26 protein-coding genes and 1 pseudogene are annotated in these 23,080 nt (G+C 62.1%); 15 read left to right on the top strand and 12 right to left on the bottom strand.

The window, feature by feature from the left end; translation table 11 throughout:
* Nucleotides 1-3: 3 nt before the first annotated feature.
* From IOD17_RS13235 to IOD17_RS13250, 4 genes are all read right to left on the bottom strand, one after another.
* A complete protein-coding gene (locus IOD17_RS13235) occupies nt 4-774 on the bottom strand; it encodes a uroporphyrinogen-III synthase (RefSeq protein ID WP_233685532.1) in 771 nt (256 codons plus the stop codon).
* The gene (hemC, locus tag IOD17_RS13240; protein WP_233685533.1) at nt 771-1,709 is read right to left on the bottom strand and encodes a hydroxymethylbilane synthase; all 939 of its coding nucleotides are present in this window, start codon (nt 1,707-1,709) and stop codon (nt 771-773) included. The genes IOD17_RS13235 and hemC overlap by 4 nt, the downstream gene beginning before the upstream one ends.
* A gap of 223 nt (nt 1,710-1,932) precedes the next feature.
* Entirely contained in the window at nt 1,933-2,679 is a 747-nt protein-coding gene (locus IOD17_RS13245) for a LytR/AlgR family response regulator transcription factor (RefSeq protein ID WP_233685534.1), read from the bottom strand.
* The gene (locus tag IOD17_RS13250) at nt 2,676-3,758 is read right to left on the bottom strand and encodes a sensor histidine kinase (protein ID WP_233685535.1); all 1,083 of its coding nucleotides are present in this window, start codon (nt 3,756-3,758) and stop codon (nt 2,676-2,678) included. The genes IOD17_RS13245 and IOD17_RS13250 overlap by 4 nt, the downstream gene beginning before the upstream one ends.
* Before the next feature lie 254 nt (nt 3,759-4,012).
* Between IOD17_RS13250 and argH the strand changes: the two genes are divergently transcribed.
* The 7 genes from argH to IOD17_RS13285 all read left to right on the top strand — a co-directional run bounded on the left by argH (nt 4,013) and on the right by IOD17_RS13285 (nt 11,065).
* Complete coding sequence (argH, locus tag IOD17_RS13255) at nt 4,013-5,407, top strand: argininosuccinate lyase (RefSeq protein ID WP_233685536.1); 1,395 nt, start codon at nt 4,013-4,015, stop codon at nt 5,405-5,407.
* 1 nt (nt 5,408) lies between these two features.
* Entirely contained in the window at nt 5,409-5,960 is a 552-nt protein-coding gene (locus tag IOD17_RS13260) for an AAA family ATPase (RefSeq protein WP_233685537.1), read from the top strand.
* Between the two features lie 12 nt (nt 5,961-5,972).
* A complete protein-coding gene (locus IOD17_RS13265; RefSeq protein ID WP_233685538.1) occupies nt 5,973-6,452 on the top strand; it encodes a GNAT family N-acetyltransferase in 480 nt (159 codons plus the stop codon).
* Between the two features lie 17 nt (nt 6,453-6,469).
* Nucleotides 6,470-6,736 (top strand): hypothetical protein, encoded by a 267-nt coding sequence (locus tag IOD17_RS13270; RefSeq protein WP_233685539.1) that lies wholly within the window; start codon nt 6,470-6,472, stop codon nt 6,734-6,736.
* Nucleotides 6,737-6,818: 82 nt separating this feature from the next.
* Nucleotides 6,819-7,616, top strand: a complete 798-nt coding sequence (locus IOD17_RS13275; protein WP_233685540.1) for a substrate-binding periplasmic protein — start codon at nt 6,819-6,821, stop codon at nt 7,614-7,616.
* An 18-nt stretch (nt 7,617-7,634) separates the two neighbouring features.
* Nucleotides 7,635-7,889, top strand: a complete 255-nt coding sequence (locus IOD17_RS13280) for a TIGR02647 family protein (protein WP_233685541.1) — start codon at nt 7,635-7,637, stop codon at nt 7,887-7,889.
* Between the two features lie 254 nt (nt 7,890-8,143).
* Complete coding sequence (locus tag IOD17_RS13285; RefSeq protein ID WP_233685542.1) at nt 8,144-11,065, top strand: class I adenylate cyclase; 2,922 nt, start codon at nt 8,144-8,146, stop codon at nt 11,063-11,065.
* 9 nt (nt 11,066-11,074) lie between these two features.
* Here the strand turns inward: IOD17_RS13285 and rnk are convergent, their stop codons facing one another.
* From rnk to IOD17_RS13305, 4 genes are all read right to left on the bottom strand, one after another.
* Nucleotides 11,075-11,485: a nucleoside diphosphate kinase regulator gene (gene rnk / locus IOD17_RS13290; RefSeq protein ID WP_233685543.1), complete on the bottom strand. Its 411-nt coding sequence runs from the start codon at nt 11,483-11,485 to the stop codon at nt 11,075-11,077.
* 118 nt (nt 11,486-11,603) lie between these two features.
* Nucleotides 11,604-11,810 carry a DUF1289 domain-containing protein gene (locus IOD17_RS13295; RefSeq protein ID WP_233685544.1) on the bottom strand — a complete coding sequence of 69 codons (207 nt, stop codon included), beginning with the start codon at nt 11,808-11,810 and terminating at the stop codon, nt 11,604-11,606.
* The gene (gene cyaY / locus IOD17_RS13300) at nt 11,791-12,123 is read right to left on the bottom strand and encodes an iron donor protein CyaY (protein ID WP_108486763.1); all 333 of its coding nucleotides are present in this window, start codon (nt 12,121-12,123) and stop codon (nt 11,791-11,793) included. Before cyaY ends, IOD17_RS13295 begins: the two co-directional genes overlap by 20 nt.
* 42 nt (nt 12,124-12,165) lie before the next feature.
* Complete coding sequence (locus IOD17_RS13305) at nt 12,166-13,206, bottom strand: AraC family transcriptional regulator (RefSeq protein ID WP_233685545.1); 1,041 nt, start codon at nt 13,204-13,206, stop codon at nt 12,166-12,168.
* A gap of 147 nt (nt 13,207-13,353) precedes the next feature.
* Between IOD17_RS13305 and lptM the strand changes: the two genes are divergently transcribed.
* Genes lptM through IOD17_RS13335 form a run of 6 tightly spaced genes read left to right on the top strand, consistent with a single transcriptional unit; the run spans nt 13,354 to nt 17,911 of the window.
* Nucleotides 13,354-13,479, top strand: coding sequence for an LPS translocon maturation chaperone LptM (lptM, locus tag IOD17_RS13310; protein ID WP_233685546.1), 126 nt, complete (start codon nt 13,354-13,356; stop codon nt 13,477-13,479).
* A gap of 9 nt (nt 13,480-13,488) precedes the next feature.
* A complete protein-coding gene (gene lysA, locus IOD17_RS13315; protein ID WP_233685547.1) occupies nt 13,489-14,736 on the top strand; it encodes a diaminopimelate decarboxylase in 1,248 nt (415 codons plus the stop codon).
* 5 nt (nt 14,737-14,741) lie between these two features.
* A complete protein-coding gene (gene dapF, locus IOD17_RS13320) occupies nt 14,742-15,572 on the top strand; it encodes a diaminopimelate epimerase (protein ID WP_233685548.1) in 831 nt (276 codons plus the stop codon).
* Between the two features lie 13 nt (nt 15,573-15,585).
* Nucleotides 15,586-16,284, top strand: a complete 699-nt coding sequence (locus IOD17_RS13325; protein WP_233685549.1) for a DUF484 family protein — start codon at nt 15,586-15,588, stop codon at nt 16,282-16,284.
* Nucleotides 16,285-16,322: 38 nt separating this feature from the next.
* A complete protein-coding gene (gene xerC, locus IOD17_RS13330) occupies nt 16,323-17,219 on the top strand; it encodes a tyrosine recombinase XerC (protein WP_233685550.1) in 897 nt (298 codons plus the stop codon).
* Complete coding sequence (locus IOD17_RS13335) at nt 17,216-17,911, top strand: HAD family hydrolase (protein ID WP_233685551.1); 696 nt, start codon at nt 17,216-17,218, stop codon at nt 17,909-17,911. Before xerC ends, IOD17_RS13335 begins: the two co-directional genes overlap by 4 nt.
* A gap of 73 nt (nt 17,912-17,984) precedes the next feature.
* Here the strand turns inward: IOD17_RS13335 and sutA are convergent, their stop codons facing one another.
* The 4 genes from sutA to glnK form a co-directional block, all read right to left on the bottom strand.
* Complete coding sequence (gene sutA / locus IOD17_RS13340; protein WP_233685552.1) at nt 17,985-18,314, bottom strand: transcriptional regulator SutA; 330 nt, start codon at nt 18,312-18,314, stop codon at nt 17,985-17,987.
* Nucleotides 18,315-18,591: 277 nt separating this feature from the next.
* Complete coding sequence (locus tag IOD17_RS13345; protein WP_233685553.1) at nt 18,592-19,842, bottom strand: ammonium transporter; 1,251 nt, start codon at nt 19,840-19,842, stop codon at nt 18,592-18,594.
* A 79-nt stretch (nt 19,843-19,921) separates the two neighbouring features.
* Nucleotides 19,922-21,238 (bottom strand): ammonium transporter, encoded by a 1,317-nt coding sequence (locus IOD17_RS13350; RefSeq protein ID WP_233685554.1) that lies wholly within the window; start codon nt 21,236-21,238, stop codon nt 19,922-19,924.
* A 33-nt stretch (nt 21,239-21,271) separates the two neighbouring features.
* Nucleotides 21,272-21,610, bottom strand: a complete 339-nt coding sequence (gene glnK, locus IOD17_RS13355; protein ID WP_021700071.1) for a P-II family nitrogen regulator — start codon at nt 21,608-21,610, stop codon at nt 21,272-21,274.
* 428 nt (nt 21,611-22,038) lie between these two features.
* Between glnK and IOD17_RS13360 the strand changes: the two genes are divergently transcribed.
* Together IOD17_RS13360 and IOD17_RS13365 are read left to right on the top strand one after the other, a co-directional pair.
* Nucleotides 22,039-22,308, top strand: a complete 270-nt coding sequence (locus IOD17_RS13360) for an accessory factor UbiK family protein (protein ID WP_233685555.1) — start codon at nt 22,039-22,041, stop codon at nt 22,306-22,308.
* Nucleotides 22,309-22,347: 39 nt separating this feature from the next.
* Nucleotides 22,348-22,995 (top strand): annotated as a pseudogene (locus IOD17_RS13365) (magnesium chelatase domain-containing protein); the annotation flags it as partial.
* Between the last annotated feature and the right edge of the window lie 85 nt (nt 22,996-23,080).

A 23,080-nucleotide genomic window follows, 5' to 3' on the forward strand; every position in this document is an offset into this window, starting at 1 on the left:
GCGTCAGAGATCGGCGACAGGTTGCGCCTGCAACGCTGCCAGCAACGCCGCGGCACTCGCACCGCGACAATCCACAACAGAGTGGGCACCCGCCGCACGGGCCATCTCGGCAACACGCGGGCTGGGTACAAACAAGGGTAGCCGGGCCAATTCGGGCCAGTCGTCAGCAGCCAGCTCGTGCAGATGTACAAAGCCCTGCCCACTGCTGACCACCAGGGCGTTCAGGCGTTCAGCCCGAACCCGCTCAATCAGGCTAGCCGGCGGGTAATCCGGCAGCACCCGGCGATACAGTGGCAGATAGTCCACCTGCACGCCTTGGCCGCGCAAGCGCTCGGCCAGTAACTCTCGGCCACCCTCGCCGCGCAGGATCAACACCCGCGGCATCTCAACGGCCAGTGCCCGCTGAAACTGTGGCAGAGCCAACAGGGCTTCACTGTCATCGCCCAGCTCGGGGTAATGCACGCACGGGTGCCACTCAAGCAGAACCTGCGCCGTGGCGGCACCGACGCTGAACCAGGGCTGTGTCTCGGGTATGGCGATCTGCGCAGCGTTCAGGCGAGCCAGCGCCAAACGCGCTGCCGGCTTGCTGACCACGATCACTGCGCTGTACTGCGGCAAGCGAGCCAGCGTACTGCGTTGTTCGGCTGTCTCGGGCAACGCCTCAATGGCCAACAGCGGCAGGCTACTGCTGAAGATGCCCTGCTGGGCCAGGGTGGCTGCCAACGCGCTCGACTCTTCAGCCGGACGGGTCAGCAGCAGCCGCCAACCATTCACTCGCCAGCAGCCTCGCCATAGACCGCTTGTAGAATGGCCGCCGCACCTTGCGCCAGCAGCGCTTCGGCGACCTGTACGCCCAGCTGCTCGGCAGCCGCCACGGGCGCACGCTGTTCGGCACGCAGCAATTGCGAACCGTCGGGTTGACCAACCAGGCCGCGCAGCCAAAGTTGTTCGCCTTCCAGCACTGCATAACAGGCGATCGGCACCTGGCAGCCGCCGTTCAGGTGTTTGTTCAGCGCACGCTCGGCGGTCACCCGCAGCGCAGTATCGCGGTGGTGCAGCGGCGCCAGCAGGGCGTGAATTTCACTGTCAGCCGTGCGGCATTCGATACCCACCGCGCCCTGACCACCGGCCGGCAGGCTGTCTTCAGCACTGATCGAAGAACGAATACGCTCTGCAAAGCCCAAACGAATCAGCCCGGCAGCGGCGAGGATGATGGCGTCGTACTCGCCGGCATCCAGCTTGGCCAAACGAGTATTGACGTTGCCACGCAGGAACTGGATTTTCAGATCCGGGCGGCGCGCCAGCAGCTGGGCCTGACGGCGCAGGCTGGAGGTGCCGACCACACTGCCAGCCGGCAACGCGTCGAGGCTGGTGTAGGTGTTGGAAACGAAAGCATCGCGCGGGTCTTCGCGCTCGCAGATGCAGTACAGGCCCAGGCCTTCGGGGAAGTCCATCGGTACATCCTTCATCGAATGCACGGCGATGTCGGCCTGATTCTCCAGCAGCGCAGTTTCCAGCTCCTTGACGAACAGGCCCTTGCCGCCAATCTTCGCCAGCGGTGCGTCCAGTAGCTTGTCGCCACGACTGACCATCGGCACCAGGCTGACCTTGAGGCCAGGGTGCGCCTGTTCCAGACGGGCTTTGACGTGTTCGGCCTGCCACAGGGCCAGGGCACTTTTACGGGTGGCAATGCGGATTTCGCGAGACATGGGCAATTCCAGAAAACGAACTGCCGGGGATAATAACAGGCTGGCCCGGATCAGGCCTGCAACCCTAGCTGCTAAAGCTCCTTAGCAACCAGTATCGGATCTTGCGAGCTAGAGTGAGACAAGGCGGAAACAGGCGAGGAAGCGGAGTTTACTGTTGTAAATGAGCATTCCGAGCCTGTTTCCAACGCAGGATCGCCGACGCGCAGCAGATCCAGTCAGAACGCTAGAGGTTGTGCATCAGCTTACGCACCCCAGCCACATGCCGGCGGCTGACAATCAGCGCTTCCTCGTTCATGCCCTTGAGAAACAGCTGAAAATGCCCGAGCGGCGTACGTTGCAGGCGTTCGATACGCTCGCGAGCGACCAGTGCATTGCGGTGAATGCGCACAAAGCGATCACCAAACTCGTCTTCCAAGGCTTTCAACGGCTCATCCAGCAGCACTTCGCCGCCGGCATGGCGCAAGGTCACGTATTTGTGGTCGGCAATAAAGTAGATCACCTGATCCAGCGGAATCAGCTCGATGCCTTTGCGGGTGCGTGCACTGATATGGCTACGCGGGCCACCGCCACTGTCTGCCGCCGGGCGAGTCAACGCCGCCAGTTGCACACGATTGGGCCGCTCGGCCTTTTTTAGCGCTTCGCTGAGGCTTTCCGCCCGCACCGGTTTGACCAGATAGCCCACGGCGCTGACCTGGAAGGCTTCCAGGGCAAATTCGTCATGCGCAGTACAGAAGATCACCGCCGGAGGCGCTTCACGCTCACACAGCTTGGCGGCTACTTGCAGGCCATCGAGGCCCGGCATGCGGATATCCAGCAGCACCACGTCTGGCTTCAAGCTGTCGATCAGGCTCAGGGCCTCCTCGCCGTTGCTGGCTGCGGGTTCAAGCACGCGATAGCCATCAAGATCGCCCACCATACGGCTCAGGCGCTCACGGGCCAGGGGTTCATCATCGACAATCAGGACATTCATAATGCACGGGCTTCCTGCTTGGGTCTCGCACAAGGATAGCGTAGACAAGTGAAGTGGCGTCCGTCACGGCGCTCTACGCTGAGACTGGCCCGCGGCCCGAAAAGTGCCACCAGCCGCGCGTCGATATTGCTCAGCGCTTGATGCGTGCCGCGCGACGGCGGCTCCTCGCCTAGTTGTTCGTATGGGTTGCTCACGCACAGCTGGAATACCCCCTCGTGATAACTCGCCTCGACCCGCACCAGGCCGCCCTCGATGCGTGGCGCAATGCCGTAGATCAGGGCGTTTTCCAGTAAGGGTTGCAGCGTCAGTTGTGGAATCGGCAGATCGTCCGGCACATCGACAATCTCCCACTGCAACTGTAGACGCTCGCCGAGCCGATAGCGCTCAATCGATAAATATCGTTGCGCCAGCTCCAGCTCCTCGCGCCAGGGCACCAGATTGCCGGGCTTGGCCAGGCTGGCGCGGAACAGGTCGGACAAATCCAGCACCGCCTGCTCGGCCTTGTACGGGTCGACCACCACCAGGCTGGCGATGCTGTTCAAGCTGTTGAACAGAAAGTGCGGGCGGATACGCGCCTGCAATGACTCGAGACGGGCACGCAATTCGGCCTGCTCCTGTTTGCGCCACTGACTCTGCAGGTAGAAATAACGCAGCAGCAACGCCGACATGATCAGGCTGATCAAGGCATGGCGCAGGTACAGATTGACTTCGCCAGCCCGTGGTAACGGCCCGCCCAGCTCGTAGTAATCCGCCACGGCGGTGCACAGCAGGCTGAGGGTGACCACAATAGCGCAGCACAAGGTGCCGGCCGTGGCCGCCGGCATGCGTGCCATCAGCGGGCGCAGGCGGCACAGCACCGCGGCCGAGAGCAGTACGATCCATTGCACGAACAGCGAAGTCAGCGCCAGGCGCACCCAGTCAAAACCCGGCAGCATCGGCTCGGACAACACCAGCACCAGCACCAGCAACTCGGCCAGCAGCACCATGCTCAGCAGGGCTTCTGGCTGACAAAGCTCGGGCACGAAAAAGTCATCGACCAGTGGTGGTTGTTTTTCTGATAACAGGCTTTTTATTTTCATCACCGCAGTTTCCGCGTGAGCCGCGTCAGCAGCAAGATAGACAGCTGCGACCGGGCAAAATAAAGCACCGAAATGCGCCCACCGCGACAAAACTGTGAACGGCACAACATTGCCGTCCTGCAGCCTAGCTGGCGCCACCGACAAACCGACGCGGCGAATTTGCCTGTCAGCCTGTTATTATCGGCGCACTTTTCCGTCTTGCCGGCCGCCCCAGTGCGGCCAGCCCGTTTTAGCGCACCAGCCGAGCGAAGCCCATGAGCACTGAAAAAACCAACCAATCCTGGGGCGGCCGCTTCAGCGAACCCGTCGATGACTTTGTTGCCCGCTTTACCGCCTCCGTCGAATTCGACAAGCGCCTGTATCGCCACGACATCATGGGTTCCATCGCCCACGCCAGCATGCTGGCCAAGGTTGGCGTGCTGACTAACACCGAGCGCGACAGCATCATCGCCGGCCTGACGCAGATTCAGGGCGAGATCGAAGCCGGCCAGTTCGACTGGCGCGTCGACCTGGAAGACGTGCACATGAACATCGAAGCGCGCCTGACCGACCGCATCGGCGTCACCGGCAAGAAGCTGCACACCGGCCGCTCGCGTAACGATCAGGTGGCCACCGATATCCGCCTGTGGCTGCGCGACGAGATCGACCTGATCCTGGCCGAGATCACCCGCCTGCAGCAAGGTCTGCTGGAGCAGGCCGAGCGTGAAGCGGAAACCATCATGCCCGGCTTTACCCACCTGCAAACCGCGCAGCCGGTGACCTTCGGGCATCATCTTTTGGCCTGGTTCGAAATGCTCTCGCGCGACTATGAGCGCCTGGTCGATTGCCGCAAGCGCACCAACCGCATGCCACTCGGCAGCGCGGCGCTGGCCGGCACCACCTACCCGATCCAGCGCGAGATCACCGCACAATTACTGGGTTTCGACGCCGTTGGCGGCAATTCACTGGATGGTGTGTCCGATCGCGACTTCGCCATCGAATTCTGCGCCGCCGCCTCCCTGGCGATGATGCACCTGTCGCGCTTTTCCGAAGAGTTGGTGCTGTGGACTTCAGCGCAGTTCCAGTTTATAGATCTACCCGACCGTTTCTGCACCGGCAGCTCGATCATGCCGCAGAAGAAAAACCCCGACGTACCGGAGCTGGTACGCGGCAAAACCGGCCGTGTATTCGGCGCGCTGATGGGCCTGCTGACCCTGATGAAAGGCCAGCCACTGGCCTACAACAAGGACAACCAGGAAGACAAAGAGCCGCTGTTCGACGCCGCCGACACCCTGCGCGACTCGCTGCGCGCCTTTGCCGACATGATCCCGGCGATCAAGCCCAAGCACGCGATCATGCGTGAGGCGGCGCTGCGCGGTTTCTCCACCGCCACGGATCTCGCCGACTACCTGGTACGCAAGGGCCTGCCATTCCGCGACTGCCACGAGATCGTCGGTCATGCGGTGAAGTACGGCGTCGAGTCCGGCAAGGATTTGGCCGAAATGAGCCTGGACGAGCTCCGCCAGTTCAGCGACCAGATCGAACAGGACGTGTTCGCCGTGCTGACCCTGGAAGGCTCGGTGAATGCCCGTGACCATATCGGCGGCACCGCACCGAACCAGGTGCGCGCTGCGGTGGTGCGTGGCCGCGAACTGCTCGCCGCTCGCTGATATGCCAACCCATTCGCCAGGACGGCGAATTTCGGTGGTCGGCTGCTCCGGCTCGGGCAAGACCACCCTGGCGCGACGTTTGGCACGGCAACTGAGCTATCGCCATGTTGAACTGGACGCGCTGTATCACCAGCCCAACTGGCAACCACTGCCGACTGAACAGTTCAAGCAGGCCGTCAGCACAGCACTGCAAGGTGACGACTGGGTCGTGGAAGGCAGCTATTCGGCCGTGCGCCCGCACGTGCTGGAGCGCTCGGATATGGTGATCTGGCTGGACCTGCCCAAGGCCGTTGTCATGCGTCAGGTAATCTGGCGCACACTGCGTCGCCTAATCAACAACGAAGAGCTGTGGAACGGTAATCGCGAGCGCTGGGGCAACTTGTTCAAGCTCACCCCGGAAAAATCCATTCTGGTCTGGTCCTGGCAACGCCACGCGGTCTACCGACAACGCTATGGCGACGAAATGCGCGAGACACCTGAATCTCGGCGCTATATACGGCTGGACTCACGCCAGGCCGTCGAACACTTTCTGAGCACGCTCCCGGCCCGTTAGGAGTTCTGTCTTATGCTTCTTCATATCCGCCCTGCCACCGCCGCAGACGCCGCTCTGATCCTGCGTTTTATCACCGATCTGGCGATCTACGAGAAAGCCGAGCATGAGGTGAAAACCGACGCCGCCGGGATCGAAGCGAGCCTGTTCGGGCCTGACAGCAGTGCCCAAGCGCTGATCTGCGAGTATGACGGCCAGCCGATTGGCTACGCCGTGTACTTCTTCAATTACTCGACCTGGCTGGGCAAACACGGGCTGTACCTGGAAGACCTCTATATCAGCCCGGAAACACGCGGCGTCGGCGCGGGCAAAGCCCTGCTGCGTCACCTGGCGCAACTGGCCGTGGCCAAGGGCTGTGGCCGCTTCGAGTGGGCTGTGCTGGACTGGAACACGCCTGCCATCGAATTCTATGAAGCCTTCGGTGCCAAGCCGAAAGACGAATGGACGACCTACCGTCTGACCGGCCAGGCCCTGCTGGACTTTGCTCAGGGCTAGCCCTTTTGGAGAAACATATGAGCGAGCAAGACGACGAAGATTTCGCCCAGGACACCCTGACCCAGGCCATCGAAAACCAGCTGGAAGCCGGCGAACCCGCCTTTGTCCAGGCAGTGCTGAACAAGCTGACGCTGGTCGGTTACGAGCGCGAGGAGATCATTGAGCTGATGGCCCTGGTGCTGGCGGATGAAATCGACGCCATGCTGCGCGATGACCGCCCCTTTGACCTGGCCCGCTACGAACAAGGCCTGCGCGCCCTGCCGGAGCTGCCGGAAGAAAACTGAGCCGTACTTGACCCAGGGCACTGTTCATCCTGGCAAGCAGATTGCTACTGTCTGACAATCTGACCCACAAGGCGCAGCACCGATGACGCTTTCGTTCGAGCCAGTCGGCCTTCTGTTCACCCTGCTCTGCGCTCTGGCTGGCGCCGGGTTGGTGCGTGCTGACACCCCGCGCATCGGCGCCGAGGATGACTGGTACCCCTACACCGCCTGGCGTGATGAACAGATCGTGGGCATGTCGGCAGATATCGTCCGTGCGGCCTTCGCCAGCAGCGAAACCTCGATCGAACTCGCCGCCTACCCCTATTCACGCTGCATGGAGCTGGCCCGCTCCGGCGCGCTGGCGGCCTGTTTCAACACCACCCCCGACTCACGCATCGAAGAACAATTTCTGCTGCCCGAGGAAATGCTGTTCAGCGACGACATCCTGCTCTGGGCCCGTAACGGCGCAGCACCCCTGACAGACCTCAATGCCCTGGCCGGCAAGCGCGTGGCGGTGACCATCGGCTACACCTACGGTGAACCCTTCGACAACCGCCAGGACATCCTGCGCGTGCCGGTGCGGCGCGATCTCAATGGTTTTCTTATGCTGCAGCGCGACCGCGTCGATTATGTGGTGGCCTTTCGCGGCACCACCCAAGCATTGATCGAACAGAACCCGGAATTGGCCGAGCAATTCGTCGCTCTGGCCACCGTGCACCAGCCGCAGCTGTACCTGACGTTCTCGCGCCATCATCCGCAGGCTACGGCACTGCTACAGCGCTTCGATCAGGGCATGCGGCAGATCAGAAGCGACGGCACCTATCAGAAAATTATCCAGCGCTGGCAGCTACCGGCTCGGCAAGCGGCGGCACACACCACTACACTGCTGAATAGGCCATAACAACAAGACGGAGTCACTATGAAAGCCTTTACTTCCGACCTGATCGACGAACTGGAAATCCTCGCCCTGTACAACCTGAGCAACCACCAGGAAGGGCTCAAGGTGCACAACAACGCCTCATTCAAGGCTCAGGGGGCAATTACCCGGCTGCATGAGAAAGGCCTGATCAGTCAGTCCGACGGTGGTTACCTGACCAGCCTGGGGATTGATGCCGCCGAACACGCCCAAGGCCTGTTGACCATCCTCGCGCCCAAGAGCGCTTTGCTGACTTAAACCCTGCCCTTCAGCCAGGCCCATGCCGGGCGATACAGCAGCAGATACCGCACAGAACTGTCCGCCCTGCTGCCCCGCCGTTTTCCATAGCCACAGAGCCCTGGCGGCAGCATTCAACCCCGCGCCATGCTCATGACGCCCACCTGAATGCTACCGGCCCTGGCATGTATCCAAGGGGCTGCGCGCACTGATCAACAGGTTCCAAGAACCGGGGCAACTGGTAGGCTTGCCTCACCTCCCCAGCGAGCATGAGCATGACGCGCACTCAGGAAATTCGCCCGGACATTGAAGACGGTATCGATCGCAAGGTACTGACCCAGCTGCGCGCGCGCTTCCTCAAACTCAATCAGAGCCGTCTGCAACGTGCCATGCAGGCGCTGTCAACACGCCAGCAGCTGGTGCTCAAGCTGTTACCACTGCTGTTCCATGTCAATCACCCGCTGCTGCCGGGCTATGTCTCCGGGCTGACCCCGGCCGGCCTCAGCGGCTTCGAGCCGGATGATGAGCTGCTTGCCGAAGTGCAGCGCCTGACCCGCTCGTTCGCCTACAAACCGTATCGCGGCAAACAGGCACTGCCGATCCACGGCCTGTTTCTGATGGGCAGCCTGGGCACCGTGGCCCAGGCCGAACAGAGCGACATGGACCTATGGGTCTGCCACGCCAGCGACCTGAGCCCGCAGCAATTGCATGAGCTGAACAAGAAATGCGCGCTGCTGGAAAGCTGGGCGGCCACCCTGGGGGCGGAAGCGCATTTCTTTCTGATCGACCCGCTGCGCTTCACCCAGGGTGAGCGCGAAGCACAACTGACTTCCGATGACTGCGGCACCACCCAGCACTACCTGCTGCTCGATGAGTTCTACCGCACCGCCATCTGGCTCGGCGGACGCACGCCGCTGTGGTGGCTGGTGCCGGTGTATGAAGAATCGCGCTATCAGCACTACACCAGCACCCTGCTGGCCAAGCGCTTTATCCGCGCAGAAGACGTGCTCGACCTCGGCCACCTGGCGCGCATTCCGCCGGAGGAATTTATCGGCGCCGGCATGTGGCAACTGTTCAAGGGCATCGAGTCACCCTACAAGTCGGTGCTCAAGCTGCTGCTCACCGAGGTGTACGCCAGCGAACACCCCAAGGTCGAATGCCTGTCGCTGCGCTTCAAACAGGCGGTGTTCGCCAACCGCCTGGATGTCGATGAGCTCGACCCCTATATCGTGGTTTACCGGCGTCTGGAGGAATACCTCAAGGCCCGTGGCGAGTCTGAGCGCCTGGAGCTGATCCGCCGTTGCCTGTACCTCAAGGTCGACAAGAAGCTCAGCCGCCCACCGCGCAACAACCGCAAGAGCTGGCAGCGCCTGCTGCTCGAGCGTCTGACCCACGACTGGAACTGGGACAGCCGCCAACTGGCGATGCTCGACAGCCGCAGCCAGTGGAAAGTGCGCCAGGTCAGCGCCGAGCGGCGCATGCTGGTCAATGAACTGACCTACAGCTATCGCTTTCTCTCCGAGTTCGCCCGCAGCGAACACGCCGGCAGCTCGCTCAACAGCCGTGACCTGGGCATTCTCGGCCGCCGCTTGTATGCCGCCTTCGAACGCAAGGCCGGCAAGATCGAATTCATCAACCCGGGCATCGCCCCGGATCTGGCCGAAGACACCCTGACCCTGGCCCAGAGCCCCAACCCGGATGAGCCCAATGAAAACCTCTGGGCGCTTTATAACGGCAGTGTCAGCGCCCAGGATTTGGAAGACTTTTCGCCGCTCAAACGCTCGCGCGAACTGGTCGAACTGCTCGCCTGGTGCCAGCGCAATGGCGTGATCGACAACAGCACGCGGCTGTCGCTGCACCCAGGCAGCAGCGACCTCAGCGAATTCGAGCTGTCCAACCTGCTCAGCAGCCTGCAACAGGTGGTGCCGCTGCCCTTGCCCGCAGTTGATGAAGCCGCACTGCTCAGCGCCAGCGTGCCCAGCGAGGTGTTGCTGCTGGTCAACGTCGGCGTCGACCCGCTCAAACAGTTCAGCCAGATGAACATGCACATGACCACCGAGCGCACCGATGCGCTCGGCTATTCCGGGGTGCGTGAGAACCTGATTCTGACCATCGACCAGGTCACCCTGAACAGCTGGAACGAACTGCTGGTGACCCGCTATGACGGCCCACATGCACTGCTCGACTGCCTGCGCGACTTCCTCAACGCCCTGCCGGCCACGGGTCGCAAACCCAACCTGCGGGTGCGTTGTTTCTGCCGCAACCGGGCCACGGCGATTGCCGAACGGGTCGAAGAACTGTTCCGCGAAACCCTCGGCAGTTTCAGCAGCGAACAGGCCAACCGCTACCTGCTGCAGATCAAGCAGCACTATCACCTGCTCGAGCTGAAACCCGGCGATGTCAGCCATACCAGCCTGAAAGACCTGCCCACACTGATTGATCACCTGGGCGAGGAGCTGCCCGGCTACAGTGAGCTGCATCTGGATCGCAGCGCCCTGGAAGGTGAAGACCTGGCGCTGATCCTGCCACTCGGCCGGCCGCAGTGCATTCAGGTGTTCTACCGGCTAAACGAGGCCAGCGCTCTGGCCGAGCTGAGCGTACTAGATGAGCACAATGCACTGTGGCGTCAGCAGATGCCCTATCGTGACGAACAGAGCCTGCTGACCCCGCTGCAACGCTTTCTGCAATCGGTGCTGTACCGGCGTAACGCCCTGCTACCGCTGGATAACCTGCCAGCGCACCAGCCGCTGGACGTGCTGTATTACCAGGTGCTGCCGGATGCGCCGCTGCGCGCCCAGCGCCTGGAACGGCGGCCACCACCGCTGTCACCGATCAGCCATCCGTTCTATGACGTGCAGGCCATCGTCGAGCCGGCGGATGGCCATCGCATGGCCCCCGGCGAGCGCCTTGATCTCGGCCAGCGGCGACCCGCCGGCACACCCGGGCACAAGCGCTCGCACGTCACCCTGTACTGCAACCACCGCGAGTTTTCCGAACTGGAGTACGCCGGCGACCTGTTCGCCGCCGTGGCCCAGCACATCCTCGCGCAACGCCGCGATGGCGCGCGCTACCCCTGCTACATCACCGACCTCGACCTGTCGGCGGTACTCGGCGAAGGGCATATGCAGAGTGTGCATTACCTGCGCTACAAGAGCCGCCTGGAGGCGGCGCTGAATCAGGCCTTGCAGAAGGCCTGACGCGCAGCATCAGGTGCGGCTGTACTCGCCCGCCGCTTCCGGCTGATATTCCACCGCCAGCAGGGTCAGCTTGAGCACTTTGCCATTCGGCCCGGCCCAGTCGATATGCTGGCCCACGGACAAGCCCAACAGCGCAGTGCCAACCGGCGCCAGCACGGACACGCAGCCTTCACCGCCGGCATCCTGTGGGTACACCAGAGTCAAGTGGTAGTCCTTGCCACTGCTCTCTTCACGGCAATGCACGCGCGAGTTCATAGTCACCACTCCAGCCGGCACTTCGTCATGGCCAACCACATCGGCGCGATCGAGTTCGGCCTGCAAGGCCGCAGCGCCGGGGCCGAATTCATCCAGGCTGTCGAGCAGGTGCTCCAGGCGCTGCAGATCAAGACGGGTGATGGTGAGCGAAGGTGTGCTGGTCATGGTGCGGGTATATCCCCTTTACGGATGCTGAAAAAAGCAAAACCCCATCACGAAGATGGGGTTTGGCAAGTCGTGAGCTGACCGTACCACAGCCACTCAAATAAACAAGACCGCCCGGTCAAGGCATGCCGTTACGCTGCTGCAGGCGGGCCTCGGCCGCCGCGCAGATCGCGCGCTGGCGCGGTGTGCCGGCTTTGCTCCAGTCGAGAATCTCCTGCAGCGTGCGGCCACAGCCCAGGCAGATATCCTGATCATCCAGACAACACTGGCGACGGCAGGGCGAGACGACCTGCACGCCGACCGGCTCAGAGCTCTTCGAACTCAAGGTCGGCACCGGATTGTTCAAGGGTGATGCGCGCCAGCATTTCGCCCAGCTGCTCGTCGCTGCTGTCGCAGATCCAGCGCTCGCTGGCCTGGTCGTAATCAAAGTGGAAACCACCGGAGCGCGCCGCCAGCCAGAGTTGGCGCAACGGCTCCTGACGGCTGAAGATCAGCTGGCTGCCGTTCTCAAAACGCACGGTCAGCACTCCGCCGGAATTCTCCAGATCCAGATCCAGGTCGCTGTCATCGAAAATATCTTCCACCGCCTGCTGGGTGGCATCGACCAGATCGTGAAAGCGGGCTTCGGTCAAACTCATTACGGCTTACCTCAAAAAAATCAGCGACTTGAGCTGCGCTGCTTAATGGTCTTGTAGATAGCGGCGATACTCGCCGGGGCTCTGCCCCGTCCAACGGCGAAACGCACGGGCCAGCGAACCGGGCTCACTGAAACCGACCAGAAAGGCGATTTCCGCCAGCTCCAGCGCTGGGTCGCGCAGGTAATTGAGCACCAGTTGTTGGCGGGTTTCATCCACCAACTGGTTGAAGGATAACCCGGCCTCGCGCAAACGCCGCTGCAGGGTACGCGGACTGAGCGCCAAACGCGCGGCGATTTGCTGCAAATCGGCGCCCGCCTCCGGCAACTGCCGGGACAATTCCAGGCGCGCGCGATCGAGCACACTGCTGCTCTGCCGGATTTCTCCGAGCAGGCGATCAGCATAGGCATCCAGCATCACCTGCACCTGCGCATCGGCCTGTCCCAAAGGAGTAGCCAGCAGACGCTTGGAGAAGACCAAGGCATTATCGGCCTGATCAAACAGCACCGGGCAGCGAAAGATGCGCTGGTACTCCGAGGTATCGGCGGGTGCCGCATGCTGAAAGCGCACCTCGGTCGGCGGAATATCCAACCCGGTAATCCAGTGGCCAAAGGTCACCCAGCCGGCCATGGTTTCCTCGCACAGCTGACGTTTCTGCTGGGGCAGCAAGGGCTGCCAGCTATGTGTCACCTGTGGCTCCAGCCCTTCACGTGGCGGCTCGTCGGCCAGATCAACCTGTCCCAGATTACCCACCAACGCGGCGTAACGCGCCTGGCGATGCAGGGCATCCGCGAGGGTCGCGCAGCTCATGATCAGGTAGCCAAGCACCCCGTAGTAACCCGGCCGCACGGCTTTGCCCAGGTGCAGGCCCAGCTGCTCGTCGCCGGTCAGCTGCACACCATGGCCGAGCAGCTCCAGGTAAATGCTGGCAGCCACGCGCTGATCGCGCTGGGTCAGAATCTGCGGGCTGAGTTGCACGTGCTCAAGCAGCGCGTGCGTATCGAGCCCCTGACGGGCGAGGTAGTCGAGCAACCCTTGCAGGTAGGCGACTGAAACCGAACTGTTGACCACTACAGGGGTGTCCATCCGGGCTCCTGAACGCGGGTGGTAAGCGCAAAGACCCTGCCAAAGATACAGGCAAAGCCCCGCCAGACGGGAACCCTGGCGCATAGGCAAGGCGTCGGGGGGTCGGTATACTCCGGCGCAATCATGCTTTATTACAAGGATTTCACCATGAAGCGGTTGTTTACTGCCTTTATCGCGATGCTTGCCGTCAGCACCCTGCTCGCGGGCTGCGGCCAGAAAGGCCCGCTGTACCTGCCAGAAGAAAGCCAGCCAGCGCCTGCGCAAACCGAATAAGGGCCAGCTATGAACGCCTTCAACTACCGCGACGGTCAGCTGTTCGCGGAAGGCGTGGCCTTGTCCGCCATCGCCCAACGCTTCGGTACGCCGACCTACGTTTACTCGCGTGCACACATCGAGACGCAATACCACACCTATGCCGATGCCCTGCAGGGCATACCGCATCTGGTGTGCTTTGCCGTCAAAGCCAACTCCAACATCGGCGTGCTGAATGTCCTGGCGCGCCTCGGCGCCGGCTTCGATATCGTTTCCCGCGGTGAGCTGGAGCGCGTCCTGGCCGCTGGTGGCGAAGCAAGCAAGATCGTCTTCTCCGGCGTCGGCAAAAGCCGTGACGACATGCGCCGCGCCCTGGAAGTCGGCGTGCACTGCTTCAACGTCGAATCCACCGAAGAGCTGGAGCGCCTGCAAGTGGTGGCTGCCGAGCTGGGCAAGACGGCGGCGATTTCGCTGCGGGTCAACCCGGACGTCGACGCGGGCACCCACCCGTACATTTCCACCGGTCTGAAAGAAAACAAGTTCGGCATCGACATCGAGCAGGCTGAAACGGTGTATGCCCGCGCCGCCGAGTTGCCGAACCTGCAGATCGTCGGGGTCGATTGCCATATCGGCTCGCAGCTGACGGCCCTGGCGCCGTTTCTCGATGCCCTGGATCGCCTGCTGGTACTGGTTGACCGTTTGGCCACACGCGGCATTCGCATCAAGCACCTGGATCTGGGTGGCGGTCTCGGCGTGCAGTACCGCGACGAACAGCCACCACTGGCCGGCGAGTACATCGCCGCCGTGCGTGAACGCCTGGCCGGTCGTGACCTGGCCCTGGTATTTGAACCGGGTCGCTACATCGTCGCCAACGCCGGCGTACTGCTGACTCAGGTGGAATACCTCAAGCACACCGAGCACAAGGATTTCGCCATCGTCGATGCGGCGATGAACGACCTGATCCGCCCGGCCCTGTACCAGGCCTGGATGGACGTGGTGGCCGTGCAGCCGCGCGCTGGCGCGACGCGCAACTACGATATCGTCGGGCCGATCTGCGAGACCGGCGACTTCCTCGCCAAGGACCGCGACCTGGCTCTGGCCGAAGGTGATCTGCTGGCCGTGCGTTCGGCCGGTGCCTACGGTTTTGTCATGAGTTCCAACTACAACACCTGCGGCCGCGCCGCCGAGGTGATGGTGGATGGCGATCAGCCCTTCGAAGTGCGTCGCCGCGAGACGCTCAGCGAACTCTTTGCGGGCGAAAGCCGCCTGCCGGAGTAAGCCTGATGCTATTGCGCTTTACCAAGATGCACGGCCTCGGCAATGACTTTATGGTCCTCGACCTGGTCAGCCAGCACGCGCATATCCAGCCGAAGAACGCCAAGGCCTGGGGCGATCGCCACACCGGCGTGGGCTTCGATCAGCTGCTGATTGTCGAGCCACCGAGTAACCCGGACGTGGACTTTCGCTACCGCATCTTCAACGCCGACGGCTCGGAAGTGGAGCAGTGCGGCAATGGCGCACGCTGCTTTGCCCGCTTTGTGCTGGACAAGCGCCTGACGGTGAAGAAACAGATCCGCGTGGAAACCAAGGGCGGCATCATCGAACTGGATGTGCGCAACGACGGGCAGATCAGCGTCAACATGGGCGCACCGCGCCTGAGCCCGGCGCAAGTCCCCTTCCAGGCCGAACAGCAGGCGCTCAGCTACCCGGTCGAGGTCGATGGCCAGACCGTTGAATTGGCCGCCGTGTCCATGGGCAACCCGCATGCCGTGCTGCGCGTCGACAACGTCGATCAAGCTCCGGTGCACAGCCTCGGGCCGACGCTCGAACACCACCCGCGCTTCCCGCAACGGGTGAATGTCGGCTTCCTCCAGGTGCTCGACCGCAAGCACGCCAAGCTGCGCGTCTGGGAACGCGGCGCCGGGGAAACCCAGGCCTGTGGTACCGGCGCCTGCGCTGCGGCCGTGGCGGCGATCAGCCAGGGTTGGATGGATTCCCCGCTGCAGATCGAACTACCAGGTGGCAAACTGAGCATCGAGTGGGCAGGTCCGGGGCAGCCAGTTATGATGACCGGACCCGCCGTACGGGTGTACGAAGGACAAGTCCGCTTATGACTGAGCAGCGCGTATGACCGACAAGCAGGATTCACCCAAGCCACTGGATTCGGAAACGGTTGCCGCCTACCTGCGCCTGCACCCGGAATTCTTTATCGACCACGACGAACTGATCCCCGAGCTGCGCATTCCGCACCAGCGCGGCGATACCGTGTCGCTGGTCGAGCGCCAGGTGAAACTGCTGCGCGAGCGCAACATCGAGATGCGTCACCGCCTCTCGCAACTGATGGACGTGGCCCGCGACAACGACCGGCTGTTCGACAAGACCCGCCGCCTGGTGCTCGACCTGCTCGACGCCAGCAGCCTGGAAGAAGTGGTCAGCTGCGTCGAAGACAGCCTGCGCCGCGAGTTTCAGGTGCCCTTTGTCAGCCTGATCCTGTTTTGCGATGCACCACTGCCGGTTGGCCGCTCGGTCAGCAGTGCCGAAGCACATCAGGCCATCGGCGGCCTGTTGGCCGGCGGCAAAACCATCTGCGGCGTGCTGCGCGAACATGAGCTGAACTTCCTCTTTGGCAACGAAGACGGTGCTCAGGTGGGCTCGGCTGCGGTGGTCAGCATCAGCCACCAGGGCCTGCATGGCGTACTGGCGATTGGCAGTGCCGACCCGCAGCATTACAAGAGCTCGCTGGGCACGCTGTTCCTCGGTTATATCGCCGAAGTGCTGGCCCGCGTCGTGCCCGGTTTTGCCACACCGTTGCGCTCGGTACGCTAGCGCTCTACCCCGCACCGACCGTATCGCAGGGAGCTTCCATGCAAGACCTCCTGGACGCCTACCTCGAACACTTGCGCAGTGAGCGCCAGCTTTCCTCCCATACCCTGATCGGCTACCGCCACGATCTGAGCACGCTGTTGGCGTTCTGCAACCAGGAGCAGATCGACAGCTGGAACGCGCTCGATACTGCGCGCCTGCGCCGTATGATCGGCCGCCTGCATATGCAGGGTCAGTCCAGTCGCAGCCTGGCGCGCCTGCTCTCGGCCACCCGCGGCCTCTATCGTTACCTGATTCGTGAAGGCCACTGCGACAGCGACCCGGCCAGCGGCCTGACGCCGCCCAAAGGCGAGCGGCGCCTGCCGAAAACCCTGGATGCCGACCGTACCGCGCAACTGCTCGACGGCGCCTTGGAAGACGACTTTATCGCCCGCCGCGACCAGGCCATGCTTGAGCTGTTCTATTCCTCCGGGCTGCGCCTGTCCGAGCTGGTCAGCCTCAACCTTGATGGCCTCGACCTGCCCGCCGGCCTGGTGCGGGTGATCGGCAAGGGCAACAAGACCCGCGAGTTGCCCATCGGCCGCATGGCCCGCGAAGCGATGGAGCAGTGGCTGCCGTTGCGTGCGCTGGCCAACCCGGCCGATGGCGCCGTTTTTATCAGCCAGCAAGGCCGACGTATCGGCCCGCGCGCAGTGCAATTGCGCGTGCGCCAGGCAGGTGTGCGTGAGCTGGGCCAGCACCTGCACCCGCACATGCTGCGCCACAGCTTTGCCAGCCATATGCTCGAATCGTCACAGGACCTGCGCGCGGTACAGGAGTTGCTCGGCCACGCCGACATCGCCACTACTCAGGTCTACACCCACCTGGATTTCCAGCACCTGGCCAACGTTTATGATCAGGCTCACCCTCGGGCCAAACGCAAAGGCAGCGCAGAATGAGTATTCAGCTGATCACCTTCGACCTCGACGACACCCTGTGGGATGTCACCCCGGTGATGCAGGACGCCGAAGCGGCGCTGCGTAACTGGCTGGCCTTGCACGCACCACGGCTCGGCGGCGTGCCGGTGGAGCATCTGTGGTCGATTCGCGCCACCCTGCTGCAGGCCGAGCCAATGCTCAAACATCGTCTGAGCGAGCTGCGCCGGCGCATCCTCTTTCATGCCTTGGAGAATGCCGGCTACCCGCACGACGAAGCGCAGGTGCTGGCCGAAGCTGGTTTTCAGGTGTTTCTCGCCGCGCGCCATCAGGTCGAGCTGTTCGCCGAAGTGCATCCCACGCTTGAAGCACTGGCCAATCGCTTCCAGCTCGGGGTGATTACCAACGGCAATGCCGATGTGCGTCGCCTGGGCCTGGCCGACTACTTCCAGTTCGCCCTCTGCGCGGAAGAACTGGGCGTCGGCAAGCCTGACCCTAAGCCGTTCAGCGAAGCGTTGAAGCGCGCCGGTATCGCCGCCGAACACGCCGTGCATATCGGCGACCACCCCAGCGACGACATTGCCGGGGCGCAAGCGGCGGGGCTACGGGCGATCTGGTTTAACCCCCAGGGCAAGGCCTGGGTCGCGGACAACCGCCCGGATGCGGAAATCCGTAGCCTGGCCGAGCTGCCGGTGCTGCTGCATAGCTGGGCGTAATCCGTCGAAAAAATCGCGGCATTAAAAAGCCCGCAGATCATCAATCTGCGGGCTTTGTGTTTACGTCAGCGGCTTAGATGGGGCGGCTGCCGTATTTGCTGTCCGGCTTCTTGGGTGGATCGGCGACCACATTGGCCTCGACCTCCTGCACCTTACCGCCACGCGCCAGAAACTCTTCCATGGCACGGGCCAGGGCATCACGCTCTTTCTGCTTGGCTTCGATGCTCGGCAGTTCTTCGACGTCGACAGCGGCCTTGGCCTTCTTGCTTTTGCTGGCCGGGGCGATCTCGTCGTCACCGTCGCCATCATCACCGCTGTCGCCGTCATCGGCGGCAGCCAGTTCTTCGCCTTCGTCTTCGTCAGCGCCTTCTAATTCGTCGTGTTCCAGATCTTCGTCGCTCATGTTCCAACCTCATGACTTGCGAAAAGCAGAGTAGTTATAGCCCAGCTGCGTCAGCTTTCTAACGTCGCTGATAAAAATTCCAGGGGTCTGGCTGTGGCTGAGCGCTGCGCATCGGCGATCTGCGCTCAACGGCGCGCATTCTAGGGGCTGTTGCCGGTGCATCACAACCGCACCAAAGCCTGTTTTGCCAGGATAAGCTCAGCCAAGGCAAAGATTGTTCGGCGCCCCATAAAAAACAAAGGGCGCCCGAAGGCGCCCTTGTGTAAAGCCAGGAAACTCAGCGCTTGGTGAATTCCGGGTAGGCTTCCATACCGCACTCGGCGATATCCACACCTTCGTACTCTTCTTCTTCGCTGACACGCAGGCCGATCACCAGCTTGATGATGGACCAGACGATCAGGCTGCAGACGAAGACCCAGGCGAAGATCGAACCAATACCCAGCAGCTGCGCACCCAGGCTGGCGTCGCTATTGGTCAGGCAGACCGCCAACAGGCCCCAGATACCGACCACACCGTGAACGGAGATGGCACCGACTGGATCGTCGAGCTTGAGCTTGTCCAGGCCGAGGATCGAGAACACCACCAGCACGCCGCCTACACCACCGATCAGGGTGGCTTGCAGGGCAGTCGGGGTCAGCGGTTCAGCGGTGATCGCCACCAGACCAGCCAGAGCACCGTTAAGGGCCATGGTCAGGTCAGCCTTGCCGAACAGGATGCGCGCCACGATCAACGCTGCGATCAAGCCACCGGCAGCCGCCATGTTGGTGTTGACGAACACCTGAGCCACGGCGTTGGCGTCTTCGATGGTGCTCATCTTCAGCTGCGAGCCGCCGTTGAAGCCGAACCAGCCCATCCACAGGATAAAGGTACCCAGCGCTGCCATCGGCAGGTTGGCACCCGGAATGGCATTGACCTGACCATTCGGGCCGTACTTGCCTTTACGTGCACCCAGCAGCAGTACGCCAGCCAGGGCAGCAGTTGCACCAGCCATGTGCACTACACCGGAACCGGCGAAGTCGAGGAAGCCTGCTTCGTTGAGGAAGCCCGAGCCCCATTTCCAGAAGCCCTGTACCGGGTAGATGAAGCCGGTCATGACCACGGCGAACGCCAGGAAGGCGAACAGCTTCATGCGTTCAGCCACGGCACCGGAAACAATCGACATGCAGGTTGCGGCGAACACCACCTGGAAGAAGAAGTCCGAACGGGCCGAGTAGTAAGGCGCGTCGTCACCGCCGGCGAGAACCGACTCAACGCTGTTTTCGTCACCAATCAGGAAACCCAGGCTTGGCAGGATGCCGCCCTCCGGGCTGGAGTACATGATGTGGTAGCCGATCACCAGGTACATGATGCTCGCCACTGCGTACAGGGCAATGTTCTTGGTGAGAATTTCAGTGGTGTTCTTGGCGCGCACCAGGCCGGATTCGAGCATGGCGAAACCTGCCGCCATCCACATCACCAGCGCGCCGCAAACCAGAAAGTAGAATGTGTCAAAACCGTACTGCAATGCAGTCAATGCTGTGTTGTCCATGATTCACCTCTTGCCGTCGCGCTTTTATAGCGCTGTTCGGTTAAGGCGCCCGGGTTGGCTCCGGGCGCACTCCGTGTGCTTACAGGTTGTAGCCGCGCTCGTTGTGCTCAGAGAGGTCAAGGCCGACCGATTCGGCTTCTTCACTGACCCGCAGGCCTATCACCAGATCCAGTACCTTGAGGATCACGAAGGTGACGATGCCGGTGTAGACCACAGTGACCAGCACACCGACGATCTGGATCCAGACCTGGCCGCCGATGTCTTCCACCGCACCGAAACCGCCCAGTACTGGAGCAGCGAATACGCCGGTGAGGATGGCGCCGACGATGCCGCCGATACCATGCACGCCGAAGGCGTCCAGGGAGTCGTCGTAGCCCAGCTTGCGCTTGAGGCTGGTGGCGCAGAAGAAGCAGATCACGCCAGAGGCCAGACCGATCACCAGAGCGCCCATCGGGCCAGCGGTGCCGGCAGCCGGGGTAATGGCCACCAGACCCGCGACCACGCCGGAAGCGATGCCCAGGGCGCTCGGCTTACCGTGAGTGACCCACTCGGCGAACATCCAGCCCAAAGCAGCGGCAGCGGTAGCAATCTGAGTGACCAGCATGGCCATGCCGGCAGTGCCGTTGGCGGCGATAGCCGAGCCGGCGTTGAAGCCGAACCAACCGATCCACAGCATGGCCGCACCGATCAGGGTGTAACCCAGATTGTGCGGAGCCATGGCAGTGGTGGGGTAACCCTTACGCTTGCCCAGCACCAGGCAGGCCACCAGACCGGCGATACCGGCGTTGATGTGCACCACGGTGCCGCCTGCGAAGTCCAGCACACCCTCATCCCACAGGAAAGCGCCGTCGCCGGACCAGACCATATGGCACATCGGGGCGTAGACCAGGGTGAACCAGACCGCCATGAAGATCAGCATCGCGGAGAACTTCATGCGCTCGGCGAAAGCACCGACGATCAGAGCCGGGGTGATGATGGCGAAGGTCATCTGGAAGACGATGAACACGCTTTCCGGGAAGGCACCAACCAGGCTATCGGGCGTCAGACCACTGAGGAAGGCCTTGTTCAGACCGCCAACAAAGGAGTTGAGGTTGGTGACGCCCTTCTCCATGCCGGTGGTGTCGAAAGCCAGGCTGTAGCCGTAGACCACCCAGAGGATGCTGATCAGACCGGTGATGGCAAAGCACTGCATCATCACCGACAGCACGTTCTTCGAACGCACCATGCCGGCATAGAACAGCGCCAGACCAGGGATGGTCATGAACAGCACCAGCGCAGTGGCAGTCAGCATCCATGCTGTGTCACCGCTGTTCAACACAGCCTCGTCCGCCAAGGCCAGGCCTGGGAAAACAAGAGACAAAAGGGCTCCTAGCCCTGCGATTTTTCGCAGAGTCATGGTTTAACTCCTGGGGCGTGGGGGTTCGGAGGCTTAAACTGCGTCGGTGCCGGTTTCGCCGGTACGGATGCGGATGGCCTGTTCCAGGTTTACAACGAAAATCTTGCCGTCGCCGATCTTGCCGGTATTGGCAGCTTTGGTGATGGCCTCGATCACGCGATCGAGTTGATCGTCAGCGATGGCCACGTCGATTTTCACTTTTGGCAAGAAATCGACCACGTATTCAGCGCCGCGGTACAGCTCGGTATGGCCCTTCTGGCGACCGAAGCCTTTGACTTCAGTAACAGTGATGCCCTGCACGCCGATCTCCGACAGTGACTCACGGACGTCGTCCAGCTTGAACGGCTTGATGATGGCAGTGACTAGCTTCATGTAACTCTCTCCCGTGTATGGTGGACATGCCCCAGGAATTTCGAACCCGGGCCAAGTCTAAGCGCAGTGCCTGGCTTTTGTAATGCATCGCCGCCCTGATCCAGCAGCACCGATGCTCACCAACCGCTCCCGACGAAGCACTTCCCCGCTTCATCTAACGCACCGGAACTGCATCGGTGCATGCGTCACGAGAGACAAAGCAGAAACCTTGCCAGATTGACGAAAACCGATTTATTTCATGCAGTTACTCGGTAAATGCGGGTATCAGGCAGAACTCTGCTGACACGCCACGCACAACAACAGTGCACGCACTCGGCGCAGGGCGCGCGAAAACCGTGCAGTCACGACCACAACCTGCGTCAGTTGCACCCGCCAGGCCCACAGACGGCGCGTGCTACACTGCCGCCACCTGCAAATGGAACCTCACTATGCTGCCACCCAAAGCTCTGCTCGACGCCCTGACCACCCACGCCTCGCGCCTGTTCAACGGTGACGCGCCGCTGCCACGCAGCGAATTCGAAGCGCAATTCAAGGTGCTGCTGCAAAGCGCCTTCAGCAAACTCGACCTGGTCAGCCGCGACGAGTTCGACAGCCAGATGGTCGTGCTGGCCCGCACTCGCGCACGCCTGGAAGCGCTGGAAGCCAAGGTTGCGGAAATGGAAGCACGTCACGCAGACGCCACCACAACCAGCGAGTAAGCCCAACAGCGGATGCATCCACCGATCAAGGAGTGATCGATGTCTCTGGCCATAGTCCACAGCCGCGCCCAGGTGGGGGTTGAAGCGCCCGCCGTCACCGTCGAAGCCCACTTGGCCAATGGCCTGCCCTCACTGGCACTGGTCGGCCTGCCGGAAACTGCAGTCAAGGAAAGCAAGGATCGCGTGCGCAGCGCCATCCTCAATTGCACGTTCGAATTTCCCCCCAGACGCATTACCTTGAATCTGGCCCCGGCTGATCTGCCTAAGGATGGTGGGCGATTTGACCTGGCAATTGCCCTGGGCATTCTCGCCGCCAGCGGCCAGGTGCCGGCCAGCGCGCTGGAGCAGCTGGAATGCCTGGGTGAACTGGCGCTGTCCGGGGCGATTCGTCCAGTACAGGGCGTCTTACCCGCAGCCCTGGCCGCCCGCGCTGCCGGACGCACTTTACTGGTGCCCAAGGCCAATGCCGAGGAAGCCAGCCTGGCCTCCGGGCTGACAGTGATAGCTGTCGAACACCTGCTGGAAGTCGCCGCCCACCTCAATAACCAGACGCCGCTTGCGCCGTATCAGGCTCAGGGCCTGCTGCGCCAGACCCTGCCCTACCCTGACCTCGCCGAAGTGCAGGGCCAGATCGCCGCCAAACGCGCGCTGCTGGTGGCCGCAGCCGGATCACATAACCTGCTTATGTTGTGTGTCAATACACCATACAGATTAACCATCCCAATCGGCACTCAATATCTCTGAGATCTAGCGCCTTACCTGTACACTTGAG

It is taken from the genome of Pseudomonas anguilliseptica (assembly GCF_021375795.1).
GTDB lineage: Bacteria > Pseudomonadota > Gammaproteobacteria > Pseudomonadales > Pseudomonadaceae > Aquipseudomonas > Aquipseudomonas anguilliseptica_A.